This window comes from Kitasatospora sp. NPDC004531, from assembly GCF_053602195.1.
The window spans coordinates 1-13,751 of the sequence record NZ_JBSGDD010000076.1; the positions used below are offsets into that span (position 1 = coordinate 1).

15 protein-coding genes and 1 pseudogene are annotated in these 13,751 nt (G+C 72.5%); 10 read left to right on the forward strand and 6 right to left on the reverse strand.

Going from position 1 to position 13,751, the window contains the following annotated elements; translation table 11 throughout:
* From ACWEMJ_RS25585 to ACWEMJ_RS25595, 3 genes and pseudogenes are all read right to left on the reverse strand, one after another.
* Window positions 1–232: pseudogene (locus tag ACWEMJ_RS25585) on the reverse strand (hypothetical protein); the annotation flags it as partial.
* A gap of 30 nt (window positions 233–262) precedes the next feature.
* Window positions 263–1,240, reverse strand: coding sequence for an aldo/keto reductase (locus tag ACWEMJ_RS25590; protein ID WP_452139465.1), 978 nt, complete (start codon window positions 1,238–1,240; stop codon window positions 263–265).
* 131 nt (window positions 1,241–1,371) lie between these two features.
* The gene (locus tag ACWEMJ_RS25595; protein WP_452139466.1) at window positions 1,372–1,767 is read right to left on the reverse strand and encodes a hypothetical protein; all 396 of its coding nucleotides are present in this window, start codon (window positions 1,765–1,767) and stop codon (window positions 1,372–1,374) included.
* Window positions 1,768–1,881: 114 nt separating this feature from the next.
* Between ACWEMJ_RS25595 and ACWEMJ_RS25600 the strand changes: the two genes are divergently transcribed.
* Window positions 1,882–2,928 carry an LLM class F420-dependent oxidoreductase gene (locus ACWEMJ_RS25600; RefSeq protein ID WP_452139467.1) on the forward strand — a complete coding sequence of 349 codons (1,047 nt, stop codon included), beginning with the start codon at window positions 1,882–1,884 and terminating at the stop codon, window positions 2,926–2,928.
* A 106-nt stretch (window positions 2,929–3,034) separates the two neighbouring features.
* Here ACWEMJ_RS25600 and ACWEMJ_RS25605 read toward each other — a convergent pair whose 3' ends face one another.
* Window positions 3,035–3,388: a DoxX family protein gene (locus ACWEMJ_RS25605; RefSeq protein ID WP_452139468.1), complete on the reverse strand. Its 354-nt coding sequence runs from the start codon at window positions 3,386–3,388 to the stop codon at window positions 3,035–3,037.
* Window positions 3,389–3,472: 84 nt separating this feature from the next.
* Between ACWEMJ_RS25605 and ACWEMJ_RS25610 the strand changes: the two genes are divergently transcribed.
* Window positions 3,473–3,916, forward strand: a complete 444-nt coding sequence (locus ACWEMJ_RS25610; protein WP_452139469.1) for a MarR family winged helix-turn-helix transcriptional regulator — start codon at window positions 3,473–3,475, stop codon at window positions 3,914–3,916.
* A 211-nt stretch (window positions 3,917–4,127) separates the two neighbouring features.
* Complete coding sequence (locus ACWEMJ_RS25615) at window positions 4,128–4,394, forward strand: hypothetical protein (RefSeq protein ID WP_452139470.1); 267 nt, start codon at window positions 4,128–4,130, stop codon at window positions 4,392–4,394.
* 104 nt (window positions 4,395–4,498) lie between these two features.
* On the opposite strand, the gene ACWEMJ_RS25620 is transcribed toward ACWEMJ_RS25615, so the two are convergent.
* On the reverse strand, window positions 4,499–5,128 hold the full coding sequence (locus ACWEMJ_RS25620) for a hypothetical protein (RefSeq protein ID WP_452139471.1): 630 nt from the start codon (window positions 5,126–5,128) through the stop codon (window positions 4,499–4,501).
* Between the two features lie 193 nt (window positions 5,129–5,321).
* Here ACWEMJ_RS25620 and ACWEMJ_RS25625 point away from each other — a divergent pair, with 193 nt between their 5' ends.
* The 3 genes from ACWEMJ_RS25625 (at window position 5,322) to ACWEMJ_RS25635 (ending at window position 8,879) form a co-directional block, all read left to right on the forward strand.
* Window positions 5,322–5,927 (forward strand): class IV adenylate cyclase, encoded by a 606-nt coding sequence (locus ACWEMJ_RS25625; RefSeq protein ID WP_452139472.1) that lies wholly within the window; start codon window positions 5,322–5,324, stop codon window positions 5,925–5,927.
* Between the two features lie 484 nt (window positions 5,928–6,411).
* On the forward strand, window positions 6,412–7,377 hold the full coding sequence (locus ACWEMJ_RS25630) for an SGNH/GDSL hydrolase family protein (protein ID WP_452139473.1): 966 nt from the start codon (window positions 6,412–6,414) through the stop codon (window positions 7,375–7,377).
* A 368-nt stretch (window positions 7,378–7,745) separates the two neighbouring features.
* Window positions 7,746–8,879 (forward strand): ALF repeat-containing protein, encoded by a 1,134-nt coding sequence (locus ACWEMJ_RS25635; RefSeq protein WP_452139474.1) that lies wholly within the window; start codon window positions 7,746–7,748, stop codon window positions 8,877–8,879.
* 34 nt (window positions 8,880–8,913) lie between these two features.
* Here ACWEMJ_RS25635 and corA read toward each other — a convergent pair whose 3' ends face one another.
* A complete protein-coding gene (corA, locus tag ACWEMJ_RS25640; protein WP_452139475.1) occupies window positions 8,914–9,912 on the reverse strand; it encodes a magnesium/cobalt transporter CorA in 999 nt (332 codons plus the stop codon).
* 62 nt (window positions 9,913–9,974) lie between these two features.
* Here corA and ACWEMJ_RS25645 point away from each other — a divergent pair, with 62 nt between their 5' ends.
* From ACWEMJ_RS25645 to mshC, 4 genes are all read left to right on the forward strand, one after another.
* On the forward strand, window positions 9,975–10,676 hold the full coding sequence (locus ACWEMJ_RS25645) for a histidine phosphatase family protein (RefSeq protein ID WP_452139476.1): 702 nt from the start codon (window positions 9,975–9,977) through the stop codon (window positions 10,674–10,676).
* A 124-nt stretch (window positions 10,677–10,800) separates the two neighbouring features.
* Window positions 10,801–11,364, forward strand: a complete 564-nt coding sequence (locus tag ACWEMJ_RS25650) for a DUF3090 domain-containing protein (protein WP_452139477.1) — start codon at window positions 10,801–10,803, stop codon at window positions 11,362–11,364.
* 14 nt (window positions 11,365–11,378) lie between these two features.
* Window positions 11,379–12,215: an SCO1664 family protein gene (locus ACWEMJ_RS25655; RefSeq protein ID WP_452139478.1), complete on the forward strand. Its 837-nt coding sequence runs from the start codon at window positions 11,379–11,381 to the stop codon at window positions 12,213–12,215.
* A gap of 89 nt (window positions 12,216–12,304) precedes the next feature.
* Window positions 12,305–13,534, forward strand: a complete 1,230-nt coding sequence (gene mshC, locus ACWEMJ_RS25660) for a cysteine--1-D-myo-inosityl 2-amino-2-deoxy-alpha-D-glucopyranoside ligase (protein WP_452139479.1) — start codon at window positions 12,305–12,307, stop codon at window positions 13,532–13,534.
* Window positions 13,535–13,751: the final 217 nt, after the last annotated feature.

The following is a 13,751-nucleotide window of genomic DNA, read 5'->3' on the forward strand; positions in this document are numbered from 1 at the left end:
CGACGGGCTTGTCGATGACGACCACGTGGTCGTCGTCGTGGATGATCCGCATGCCGGCGGCGGGACGGCCGGCGGCGGCACGGGCTTCGGCGGGACGGGCTTCGGCGGCGGGCGTGTCGGCCGGGGTGTCGGCGCCGCTCCGGCCGACGGCCCGGATCGCTTCGGCGAGGGCGGCGACGGTACCGGCGTGCTGCTCGGCGGCCGGGGCCGGGCTCTCCTCGGGGGTGGTCATGCGGAAGGCTCCTTCAACGGGCCGGACGGCCTACAGCTCCGTCCAGCCCTGGTCCGGGTAGCGGTGCACCGGGGCCGACACGTCGTCCAGGGCAGCGCGGATCTCACCCGGAAGCGTAAGTGCCTCGACCGACAGTGAGGACTGCAGCTGGGCAGCGGTGCGGGCGCCCAGCAGGGCGGCCGACACGCCGGGACGGTCGCGGACCCAGGCCAGGGCGACCTTCAACGGGGTGGAGGCCAGGCCGTCGGCGGCGGTCGCCAGGGCGTCCACGATCCGGCGGGACGCCTCGCCCAGGTACGGCTGCACCGACCCGGCGGGGTACGGGGCGGCGCCGCGCGACTCGGACGGGACGCCGTGCCGGTACTTGCCGGTGAGGACGCCCCGGCCGAGCGGCGAGCAGGCCAGCACGCCGGCCCCGGCGTCCAGCGCGGCGGGCAGCGCCTCGCGTTCGATGCCGCGCTGCAGCAGCGAGTACTCGAACTGGGCGGCGGCCAGCGGGGTGCGGCCCGGCGAAGCGTGCTGCCGGGCGGCGGACTTGGCGAGCTGCCAGCCGCTGTACTGGCACACCCCGACGTACCGGGCGCGGCCGGAGGAGACCGCGAGATCGAGGGCGTGCAGGGTCTCCTCGGTGGGCGTGGCCGGGTCGTACGCGTGGACCTGCCACAGGTCGACGTGGTCGGTGCCGAGGCGGCGCAGCGAGGCGTCCAGGGCGGTCAGCAGGTGGCCGCGGGAGGCGTCGGGGAGGCGGGTGCCGGGGAGCGCGCCGGCCTTGGTGGCGATCACCAGCTCGGACCGCGGGATCAGACCGTCCGTCAGCCGGGACAGCAGGTACTCGGCGCCGCCGTCGGCGTACACGTCGGCGGTGTCCACCAGGGTGCCGCCGGCGTCCACGAAGGCCTTCAACTGCTCGGCGGCCTCGTGCTCGTCGGTCTCCCGGCCCCAGGTGAGGGTGCCCAGGCCGAGCCGGGAGACCCGCAGGCCGGTGCGACCGAGCTGTCGTTGTTCCATCGCGCCCTCCGTCAACGGTGCTGCGCCGCACGCGACGGCGCAGGTCGGGGGCGGTCCCCCCACGTGGGCGAGAGTAGCGGCGAAACCGTTTGCGGCCCGGGACGACCCGCTCGGCCGAGCTGGTGTCGGGTTCAGCAGTGCGTCTCGACGAACAGCAGGACGCGGCCGTCGGCGTCGGCGAACTCGTACGCCCGGTAGGACGGCCGCTCGTTGGCGTGGAATCCGGCCCGCGCCTCCAGCCAGGCGGCCGGGCGCTCCTGCGGGGAGAGGAAGCGCGGCATCCACAGCCGGACCCGCTCGTCGTAGTCCACGCCCATGGTCATCCGGTCGGCGGTGACGGCGAGCCGCTTGGCCCGGCGGACGTCCAGCGGCCCGCGGACGAGGCGCCAGTGGCAGCCGTCGGCGTCGGTGAAGCCGCGGTCGTGGACGGGCATCGGGTTGTGGCGCACCTCGGGCTCGTCCTCGGGCGGGGCGGGCACGGCCGCGAGCAGGTCGGCGAAGGTGGCGGCGCGGCGCTTCCTGGTCATCTGGGCAGAATGCCAGGGCGGCGGGGGCGGACGACACGGCTACCGGTCAGTAGCATGTCGCTCGACACGGGGGTCACCCTCACCGCAGCACCGGATCTGGAAGGCAGTGGGCACATGCGACTCGGGATCAACCTCGGCTACTGGGGACTCGGCCTGGACGCCGACAACATCGCCGTCGCGCAGGAGGCCGACCGGCTCGGCTACTCCGTCTGCTGGGCCGCCGAGGCGTACGGATCGGACGCCGCCACCGTGCTGTCCTTCGTCGCCGCGAAGACCGAACGGATCGACGTCGGCTCCGCGATCTTCCAGATCCCGGCCCGCACTCCCGCGATGACCGCGATGACCGCCGCCACCCTCGACACCCTCTCCGGCGGCCGCTTCCGGCTCGGCCTCGGGGTCTCCGGCCCGCAGGTCTCCGAGGGCTGGTACGGCGTCAAGTTCGACAAGCCGCTGGCCCGCACCCGCGAGTACGTGGAGATCATCCGCAAGGCGATGTCCCGCGAACGGCTGGTCCACGAGGGCGAGAACTGGACGCTGCCGCTGCCCGGCGGCCCCGGCAAGCCCCTCAAGCTCACCGTCCACCCGGTCCGCGAGCACATCCCGCTGTACATCGCCTCGATGGGCCCGAAGAACCTCGAACTCACCGGCGAGATCGCCGACGGCTGGCTCGGCCTGTTCTTCGCCCCCGAGCACGCCGCCCTCTCCGTCGACGCCCTCGCCGCCGGCCGAGCCAAGGCGGGCAGGACCCTGGACGGCTTCGACCTCTGCCCCACCGTCAACATCGCCGTCGGCGACGACCTGCACGCCGCCGCCGACACCCTGCGCGACTACACCGCCCTCTACCTCGGCGGCATGGGCAGCAAGGAGAAGAACTTCTACAGCCAGCTCGCCCGCCGGATGGGCTTCGAGCAGGCCGCCGACGAGGTCCAGACCCGCTACCTCGCCCGCGACAAGGCCGGCGCCGCCGCCGCCGTCCCGCACGAGTTCATCGACGCCACCTCCCTCCTCGGCGACACCGCCCGCATCGCCGACCGCATGCAGGCCTACGCCGCCGCCGGCGTCACCACCTTGACCCTCGCCCCGGCGGGCTGGACGCTCGACGAGCGCATCACCGCCCTGCGCACCGGCGTCGACGCCTTGGAGCGCGCCGGCCTCGCCTGACGGACTCCTCCGGAACGCTCTCCGCGCGGCCGCCGCCGCGGGCCACGGGGCTGTCCGACACCTCTCGCCACGTCCGGCGGGGGGGCGTCGGGCAGCCCCTGGCGCGTCAGGCGGCCGCGCGCAGCACCAGCGCGGCCGCCGAGAGCAGCGTGAGCACGACGACCGGCGCCACGGCGTAGTCCTTCACGCGCAGGTGGGAGACGGCCGCGCCGACGAAGTAGAGCACCAGGCCCACAGCGGCGGCCACCCCGAGCGGCGGGACGAACAGGCCGGCCAGCAGGCCGAGCGCACCCGCGGCCTTGGCGGTCCCGAGCCAGGGCAGCCAGGAGTCGGGCACGCCGACCTTGGTCATGCTGGCCGTGACCTGCGGGTTCCGGGTGAAGGTCAGGAAGGCGGAGGCGGACAGGCCGAGCGCGAGCAGCGCGGCGACGACGACGTAGCCGATGAACATGGAGTACATCCAATGATGGAGGGGCGAAAACCATTGAACAGTATCAATGATTAGTGCCCCTCCATAATGGGGCCGCTGTGTACGGTGGACGCCATGGCAGCTGCACACCCGATCGACCGTCTCGGCTTCCTCCTCTCCTTCCGCGGGGAGCTGGCGGGCACCCGGCTCCGCGCCGCGCTGGGCGTCGCCGGGCTGCATCCGCGCAACGCGATGACCCTGATGCAGCTCGCCCCCGGCGCCACCAGCCAGCGCGAACTGGCTGCCACGATGGAGGTCGACCCGAGCCAACTGGTCGCCGTCCTCAACGAGTTGGAGTCCGCCGGGCTGTGCGAACGCCGCCGCGACCCCGCCGACCGCCGGCGCCACATCGTGGAGATCACCCCGGCCGGCCGCCAGACGCTGGAGCGCATCGACCACGAGGTCGGCGCGGCCGAACGCGAACTCTTCGGCGACCTCAGCCCCGAGGAACAGGCCCAACTGCGCCACCTGCTCGACCGCGTCCTGGTGGACCCGGCCACCCACGAGTGCGCCGAGTAGCTCCATCGTCGCCGGGCACCGCAAGCCGGCCGTGATCCGTTCCAACCACTGCGCAGCCACTCCTTCGGGGACGTCCAAAGCTGACGGAAGCGCGCGTTGCTGCATTCGAAGCCGAACGCGGCATCGTCCCGCCCAGTGCCTACCGGCAGTTCCTCACCCACGTCGCCGGTTCGGGCGCGGCACCGTTCTACGGCCTCATGCAGCTGGAGCGGTGTTCCCTGGAGAGTGCCTGGCCCTGGGGGACGACGAGAGCGTCGATGCCGACGATCCACGCATCGATGCCGTCTTCACGCAGGGATCGGTTGTTCTCGGCTCCGACGACGGCCAGTCGTTCTGGCTGCTGGTGACGGCAGGGCCCTGTCGCGGTGGAATCTGGATGGTGTCCGACGTCGGCGCAATCCCGGTGCCGGGCGCCGAAGCCTGGGGCTTCGCCGAGTGGGTCGCGCACTGGCAGTCGGGCAACGGCTGGTGGGCGTGAGCCGGTGACCGGGCACTGCCACAACCCGCGAGTGGTCCGATTTCCGTCGGCTGCTCGGGTGCCTCCCGAAAGGGGTGAGCACCTGCCGCCCCTCTGCGTTCCTGTCAGTACCAGAGGGTGAGACCGGCCGCGCCAGCTCCCGTGCGCGCCGCGTGGCGCAGCACCCGGAGTGGGCCGTCGATCAGCTCGTCGACGTTGCGGTTCGGGTCGTCCGCCATCTCGTCCAGCCACACCCGTATTCGGGCGGCCACGTCGGCCCGACGCGGTGGGCGAAGGGCGAGCGCTTGCTCGGCCGCGGGGAGCGCGGCCCGCACTTGGGCGGCGTCGAACAGGAACTGCCCGCAGCATCCCGGCAGTCGGAGCGTCGTGTCGAGGCCGAGCCCCCACATGAGCGCCGCCGCGCCGTCGCCCCTGGGGACGGCGGCGCAGAACAGGCCCTCGCACTCCTGCTGGGGGACCGCGTGGAGCAGATGGTCCTGGAACTCGTCCGCCTCGGTCTCGTCGTTGCGGACGCTGTCGACCGCGTCGGCGAAGCGCCCGATTTCGTCGGTGCGCGACCGCTGCTCAAGGGCTCCTTCGAAGAAGCCTCCGGGCGCGGACCGCTCGCGCCACCGGATCACGTCGGCGGACGACTCCGGCCACGTGCCGTGGGCTCCGGCGGCGTCGGGGAATCGGCGGCGCGCATCCTCGACGACGTCGTCCGCCAAGACGCCGACCACCCAGACCCCCGTCACGCCCACCCGTGCTCCTTCACGTCGACGTCGTTCGGACCGACGATGGGGAAAGTCCAGTGCCGGGACCTGGAAGGTTACTGGTGGCTGCTGCGCGGGCGGCAGTGGCACTGCTGAGGAGAAGTGGTAGCGGGTGGCCCACGGGTTCGGGCGGGCTGTCACCGATCCGGGCCCGCCAGTGCGGAAGGATGGCGATGTGGCGGACTTGAAAGAGATCGAGCGGAAGCGGGAACTCGCCGACGAGAAAGCCCTGTTGGGGCTGCTGGCCGAGCTCGGCTATCTGGCCGACGGGCCTGTGACAGAGGAAGACACCTACTACAGTCGCCCGGACGTGGACTACCTGGCGACGGTCGAGTGCCTGCGGGTCCGTCGCCGGGACGGCGTGGCGGAGGTGACGTACAAGCCGGCGTCCACCGGCTCCACGCACAGCGCGGACGACGTGGTGTCCAAGACCGAGACGAACGTGGTCCTCGCGGGAGCAGAGCAGGCCGCCGCGGCCGAGCGGCTGCTCGGCGGTATCGGCATGCGCGAGCTGGTGCGCGTGGTGAAGACGCGGACCACCTATCGGCACCCCGGGCTGCCGGGTGTGACGGTCAGCATCGACACCGTGCACGACGCAGGGGTGTTCGTCGAAACGGAAGTCCTGCGGGAAACCGCCGTCGGCGCGGCCGAGTTGATCGAAAGCGTGGAGAAGGCGCTGGGAATCCACGGGAACTCGACGGTGTCGCTCCCGTACCGCGACCTGGTCATGCGGTTCCAGGCCCGGTCAACCGGGCGAAGCCCTCTCACACTTGACGGGTAGTTCGCCTGGCCCCGGCCCGATTGGGACCGTGGCGGTGCCCACTCGGAAGATGGGCTGACCTCCACCAATGGGGGAACGGTGTCCAGCGGCTGCCAGTGCGGCCCGGGCTGTGCCTGCGGCAGCCAGCAGGGCGGTCCGGACGGTCTCGCGGACGTGGACGGCGACCGAGCACAACATCGCCGGGCACCCGGGGACGCCGACCGGGCCGCGCAGCTGATCAGCACCCTGCAACGCGCCCAGAACAGCGCCCCGCACGCCGACGGCGCGGGCCTGGTGGCCGCCCACGACGGCCTCGACACCGGCCAGGGCGACGTCCAGCCCGTTGTGCGAAGAAATTGATAAGTAGTTAATAGCCACGTGTTTTCAGTTGTCAGGCGGGCGCGCCCGGAGCGGATTCATGAATTCCCGCGCTCAATCCAGTACATTCGGCGGCGGCCTCTTTTCCGGGCAAATCGGTGCTGACTGCCAAATCTCTGGAGGATTCGTGGCACGCTTCCGTACCCGCCTGACGCTGATCGGCTCGGCCGCAGCGCTCGCCGCCGGCGCTGTCGTCCCCGCGCAGTTCGCCGGGGCGCAACCTGCCGCCGCCGCGGACCGGCAGTGGGTCGCCCTGGGCGACTCGTACACCGCCGGGGTCATTCCCGCCGCCGGCGAGGTCTTCGAGTACCCGCGCGACGGCTGCGACCGCACCGACCGGTCCTACCCGCAGGACATCGACCGTGACCTCGGCTCGCTCTTCGAGCTGACCAACGTCAGCTGCGGAGCGGCCACCATCGAGAACGTCACCGACGAACCCCAGCACCCGATCGGCCGCCACCTGCCGGGCATCTCCGAGGACCCGGACTACCCGTTCCCCCCGGTGCCGCCCCAGTCCGAGGCGGTGGGCCCCAACACCGACATCATCACCGTCGGCGTGGGCGGAAACACCCTCGGCTTCGGCGAGTTCGTCCTCAAGTGCGTGGAGTTGGGGCAGGGGAGCGGTGGCGTCGGAACCCCGTGCAAGGACGCACTGGCTGCCGGCATTCCGGCCCGGTTGAACAAGGTGGCCACGGAGTACGACCGGATGCTCGCCGTGCTTCACGAGCGGGCCCCGCACGCGAAGATCCTGACCGTCGGCTACCCCACGGTCATTCCCAAGGACACCTCCAAGTGTCGCTACAACGATCTGACGCAGTTCGGCTCGATCACCCAGGGCGACCTGGACTGGCTGCGCCAGGACGTGCTGGAACCGCTCAACAGGACCATCGAGAAGTCGACCGCCACACAGAAGGCGGCGAGCTTCGTCAACCTCTACGACTCCTCGCAGGACCACAGCGTCTGCGACTCCGGCAAGTGGGTGGAAGGCATTCTCACTCCCCCCGACCAGCTGTCCTTCGTGCACCCCAACGCCCTCGGCCACCGCAACGCCGCCGACCATGTGGAAGAAGCGATGCTGAACGCCATCGGCTGACCGGCGCCGGATTTCCGGGCGGGACGAAATGCCCTGTCGTGCGGTCGGCCTGCTGTTGCATTTCAGTTTCGTATCGCAGTGGATCTCCAAGGGATCACTCGAACTGCCAGGACAACGACGTGACCTCGATGGGCCAGCCAGAGCTGCCCCGGGGCGCGCGACGACCGCCGGCCCGACACTCGCCCCGGTCAGGCCCTTCGGAGCCTGCCCGGGGCGAAGTGCTGCCGGCCGGAAGGCCTCGGTCAAGGGGCGGGAAAGACCGCCGGTCGGAGCGTCGGAAGGTTCCGATACGATCATCGCGCCCGGCGCCGGGCGGGACTGCCGCGGCGACCGGCCGAGGGTCCGAACCACCGTTCCAGGGGGACATCTTGAGCATCCGTCGTTCGATCGCCGCCGCCGTCTTCGTCGCCGCGGTCGCCGCCCCGACCGCCCTCGCCGCCAACCCGGCGCTCGCCGACACCGCGCCGACGCCCACGCCCACCGGGCAGTCGCAGCCCGACGCCCCGGCGACGGCCGACACCCCGGCGGAGGCCACCCCCGCGCCCTCCGACATCACGCCCGAGGAGGAGGCCGAACTGCGCGCCCGGCTGGCCAAGGTGATCGAGGAGCCGGGGCACAGCCGGTACTTCTACGAGCACGCCAAGGCCGCGCTGGCCGGCACGGCCGAGGACGTCAAGCACTTCCTGGATGTCGAGATGCCGCAGATCATCCGCGCCGACAAGCGTGTCCGCGTCTCGCAGATCCTCAGCCAGGCGAGGCCCAGCAGCGCGCTGGAGGCGGCCGCGAGCAAGGCGCTGGACGGCGACGACGCGGCGATCGACCACTTCCTGGAGGTCGAGGCCCCGCGCCTGCTCGCCAACGAGCGCTGGTGGAAGGTGCTCCACCAGCTGGTCCGGCCGGGCAGCTCGCTCACCATGAGCGAGGCCGCCGCCGAGGCGCTGAGCACGGACGACGCCAAGGCCTTCCTGTCCGACCTGGCGAACGTCAGCGACGACGACGCCCGGCTGTGGCTCTCCCAGGCCATGTCGCTGGGCGGGGCCGAGGTCCGCAAGGCCGCCGGTGAGGCGCTGGACGCGAACACCTCCGAAGCCCTGCACACCTTCCTGCTCACCGGCCTGGCCGAGGCCCAGGCCCGCGACACCGCCAACGCCCACGAGTCCGGCGGCAACGGCGGCGGCACGGGCGGCAACGAAGGCGGGAACGAAGGTGGCAACACCGGCGGGAACGAAGGCGGCAACGACGGCGGCACCGGCACCACCCCGAACCAGGGCGGCCAGGCCGACCAGTCCGGCACCACCGTGACCCCGGCGTCCGACACCACGCCCCAGACCGGCACCGGCACCAGCACGAACACCGGCACCGGCACCGGCACCCCCGCCGGCACCCTCGCCTCCACCGGCGTCGACGCCCCGCTCGGCAGCCTGGCCGCCGCCGGCGCGGCCTCGGTGGCCCTCGGCGCCGCCCTGGTGGCCGCCCGCCGCCGCCGGCTCCAGCAGTCCTGACCGCGCACCCGCCGTCGAACGCGCGGGCCGGCCGCTACAGCCAGCCCGCGCGTTTGAACAGGCGGTACAGGCCGAAACAGACCCCGGCCATCAGCGTCAGCGCCGCCGGATAGCCCCAGGGCTGGCGGAGCTCCGGCATGTGCTCGAAGTTCATGCCGTAGATGCCGGCGATCATGGTCGGGACGGCGGCCAGCGCCGCCCAGGCGGAGATCTTGCGCATGTCGTCGTTCTGCTGGACGGAGACCTGCGCCAGGTTGGCGGAGAGGATGTCGGACAGCAGCCGGTCCAGGCTCTCCACCACCTCGTTGACCTTGGCCAGGTGGTCCGCGACGTCCCGGAAGTAGGGGCGCAGCTCGGCGGCGACGAACGGCACCCTGACCTCGCCGGTGGCGGCGCCGGCACGGGTGAGCCGCAGCGCCGGCTCCATCAGCGGGAAGGTGGCCTTGCGGAAGTTCACCACCTGCCGCTTGAAGGCGTAGATGCGCTCGGCGGCGCCGCGGACCCGGCCGGGGGAGAAGATCTCGGCCTCCAACTCGTCCAGGTCGGTCTGGAGTTCGGTGGCCACGTCGAGGTACTGGTCGACCACCAGGTCGCAGATCGCGTACAGGACGGCGGCGGGCCCGTGCGCCAGCAGCTCGGGCTGCTTCTCGAGTTCGGCGCGCAGGTCCTTCAGCGGGCTCTCCGGCCCGTGCCGGACCGTCATCACGTACGAGTCGCCCAGGAAGATCATCAGTTCGCCGATGGACACCGTCTCGTCGTCGGTGTGGTACGCGGCGGTCTTCAGGACGGTGAACACCGAGTCCTGGTAGATGTCGACCTTCGGGCGCTGATGCGCCGTCACCGCGTCCTCCACCGCCAGCGGGTGCAGCGCGAACTCGTCGGCGGCGTGGTCGAATTCGGCCTCCGTCGGGTCGGCCAGGCCGATCCACACGAAGCCGTCGCCGGACGCCCGGACCGCCGCCAGGGCGTCCGAGAAGTCCTCCGGCCCGTCGGTGCGCCGCCCGGCCCGGTAAGTGCCGCAATCCACGATCATGTCCGCCATTGTGACCCGAAGCCCGGCCCCGCCGTGCGGGGAGCACCCCGTAGGCTTGCGGTATGCCCACCCTGCTGCTCGTGCGCCACGGCCGCTCCACCGCCAACTCCGCCGGAATCCTGGCCGGCTGGATGCCCGGCGTCGACCTGGACGACACCGGCCGCGCCCAGGCCGCCGCCCTGCCGGAGCGACTGGCCGGCCTGCCGATCGCCCGGCTGGTCAGCAGCCCGCTGGAGCGCTGCCGGCAGACCCTGGAGCCGCTCGCCGCCGCCCGCCCCGAACTCGGCCCGCCCGACCTCGACGAGCGGCTCGGCGAATGCCACTACGGCGACTGGACCGGCCGCCCGCTGTCCGAACTCGCCGAAGAGCCGCTGTGGCGCACCGTCCAGGACCACGCCTCGGGCGCCGCCTTCCCCGGCGGCGAGTCGCTGCGCGCGCTCAGCCACCGCACCGTGGACGCCGTCCGCGAGTGGAACGCCAAGATCTCCGTCGAACACGGCCCGGACGCGCTCTGGGCGGCCGCCACCCACGGCGACGTGATCAAGGCCATCGTCGCGGACGCCCTCGGCCTGCACCTCGACCACTTCCAGCGGATCTCCGTCGAACCGTGCTCGGTCACCGCGATCCGCTACACCCCCAACCGCCCCTACCTGCTGCGCCTCGGCGACACCGGCAGCCTCGCCCCGCTCGCCCCGCGCCCGCACGGCCACTCGGCCGGCGACGACGCGGTGATCGGCGGCGAGACCGGCGCCGCCACGGCCTGAGCCCCGGCAGGCGCCACGGCCCGAGCCGCAGCAGGAAACCGCGCCACCCGTGTCCCACCGCAGGGCCGTTTGGCCGTAGGGTGAGATCGAGAAGACCGCACACCCCCGTACCGGAGCGAGCAGCGTGTCCCGTCAGGTCCACTTCTACGACCAGCCCGAGCGGTTCGTGGCCGGCACCGTCGGCCAGCCCGGCGCCCGGGCGTTCTATCTGCAGGCGTCCTCGCGCGGCCGGATCACCAGCGTGCTGCTGGAGAAGGCGCAGGTCGCCGCCCTCGCCGAGCGCATCGAGGAGGTCCTCGACGAGGCGCTGCGGCGCAGCGGCGGCGACGCCCCGATCCCGGCCGCCGCCCCCGTCGACCTGCTCGACGCCGCCCCGCTGGACCTGCCGCTGGAGCAGGAGTTCCGGGTCGGCACCATGGCGCTGGCCTGGGACGCCCGCGAGGAGTGCCTGGTCGTCGAGGCGCAGGCGTACGTCGAGGAGTCCGAGGACGAGGACGAGATCGAGGTCTTCGACGACGAGAACGGCCCCGACCTGCTGCGGGTGCGGCTCAGCGGCGCGATGGCCCGGGTGTTCGCCAAGCGCGCCCTCGACCTGGTCGCGGCGGGCCGCAAGCCCTGCCCGTTCTGCAACCTGCCGCTCGACCCCGAGGGCCACCTGTGCCCCCGCGCGAACGGCTACCGGCGCTGAGCGAGCAGCCCGCCGTGGAAGCCCCCGGCACCGACCCGGCCACCAGCGCCGCCCTGGCCGCCGACACCCGCGCCGCCCTCGCCCTGCTGAGCGAGGGCGAGTTGGCCGTGCACGGCCGGGTCACCGACGCCTCCAACGCCGTCCTCTACTGCACCGCCACGCTGGACGGCGTCACCGCCCCGTGCGTGTACAAGCCCGTCGCCGGCGAACGCCCGCTGTGGGACTTCCCCGACGGCACCCTGGCCGGCCGGGAGACCGCCGCCCACGAGCTGTCCGTCGCGACCGGCTGGCAGCTGATCCCGCCGACCGTGCTGCGCGAGGGCCCCGCCGGCCCCGGCATGGTCCAGCTGTGGATCGAACCCGACCCGGACGCCCCCGAACTCCTCGACCTGCAACCGCTGGACGGCCCCGCCGCCGGCTGGCTCCCCATCGTCCGCGCCGAACTCGACGCCGGACGCCAGGCCTGGCTGGTGCACCGCGACGACGAACGGCTGCGCCGCCTCGCCGTGCTGGACGCCGTCCTCAACAACGCCGACCGTAAGGGCGGCCACTGGCTGCCCGCCGCCGACGGCCGCCTCTACGGCATCGACCACGGCGTGACCTTCCACGCCGAGCCCAAGCTCCGCACCCTGCTGTGGGGGTGGGCCGGCCAGCCGCTCACCGCCGAGGCCCTCGACGTCCTCGGCAAGCTCGCCACCGACCTCGACGGCCCGCTCGGCGAGCGGCTGCGCCCGCACCTGACCCCGCTCGAACTCGCCGCGCTGCGCGCCCGGACCGGCGCGCTGCTGGCCTCCGGACGGCACCCGCTGCCGTCGGCCGACTGGCCGTCTATTCCCTGGCCACCGGTCTGATACCGATCCGAAACAGAGAATGATCGTAATCAAGCCGATCATGGCAACAGGTTGGTCTTTCAAAACCGCGCAAGGTTAGAGTCGTCCCCATGCATGCCTGGCCCGCCTCCGAGGTTCCCGCCCTGCCCGGTCAGGGGCTTCCCCTGCGCATTTACGACACCGCCACGAGCAGTGTCCGAGAGGTCGTGCCCACCGGCCCGACCGCCCGGCTCTACGTCTGCGGCATCACTCCCTACGACGCGACCCACCTGGGCCACGCAGCCACCTACAACACCTTCGACCTGGTCCAGCGGGTCTGGAAGGACGCCGGCCACGACGTCCTCTACGTCCAGAACGTCACCGACGTCGACGACCCGCTGCTGGAGCGCGCCGTCGCCACCGGCCAGGACTGGACCGAACTCGCCGCCCGCGAAACCGCCCTGTTCCGCGAGGACATGACGGCGCTGCGGATGCTCCCGCCCGCGCACTACATCGGCGCCGTCGAATCCATCCCGTGGATCGTCCCGCTGGTGCAGCAGCTGCTCGCCTCCGGCGCCGCCTACGAGGTCGACGGCGACATCTACTTCTCCGTCGAGTCCGACCCGCACTTCGGCGAGGTCTCCGGCCTCACCCGCGAACAGATGCTGCCGGTCTTCGCCGAACGCGGCGGCGACCCCGAGCGCCCCGGCAAGAAGAACCCCCTCGACGCCCTGCTCTGGCTCTCCGCCCGCCCCGGCGAACCCGCCTGGGACACCGAGCTCGGCCACGGCCGGCCCGGCTGGCACATCGAGTGCGTCGCCATCGCGCTCAAGTTCCTCGGCATGGACTTCGACATCCAGGGCGGCGGCAGCGACCTGTCCTTCCCGCACCACGAGATGGGCGCCGCCCACGCCCAGGTCGCCCTCGGCACCCACCCCTACGCCCGCGCCTACGTGCACGCCGGCATGGTCGGCCTCGACGGCCACAAGATGTCCAAGTCGCGCGGCAACCTGGTGTTCGTCTCCGCGCTGCGCCGCGACGGCATCGACCCCGCCGCGATCAGGCTCGCCCTGCTCGCCCACCACTACCGCAGCGACTGGGAGTGGACGGCCGACGACCTCGACGCCGCCCTCACCCGCCTCGCCGCGTGGCGCTCCGCCGTCTCCCGCCCGGACGGCCCCTCCGCGACGGCGCTGCTCGCGGAGGTCCGCGAGGCCCTCGCCAACGACCTCGACACCCCGACGGCCCTCGCCGCGATCGACCGCTGGGCGGCGAGCGCCCACGCGGCCGGCGGCGAGGACACCGGCGCCCCGGGCCTGGTCTCCCGCACCGTCGACGCGCTCCTGGGCGTAGCCCTGTAAGGGCGCGAGAACCAGGGAGCGCACCACCAGGGGCGCGGGGAACTGCGCGACAAGCGCACACCACGTCCGCAAGGTCGCGATCAAGTGCAGGTCATGGTCCTGCGTCGCGATCTTGCGGACGGGGTGCCTTCCGCTTCGCGCAGTTCTCCCCCAGCCCTAGCGGGCCGGGAGGTACCCCCACGCGCCCCTGTCTTCGCGCCCACTCGCGTTTCGCGCC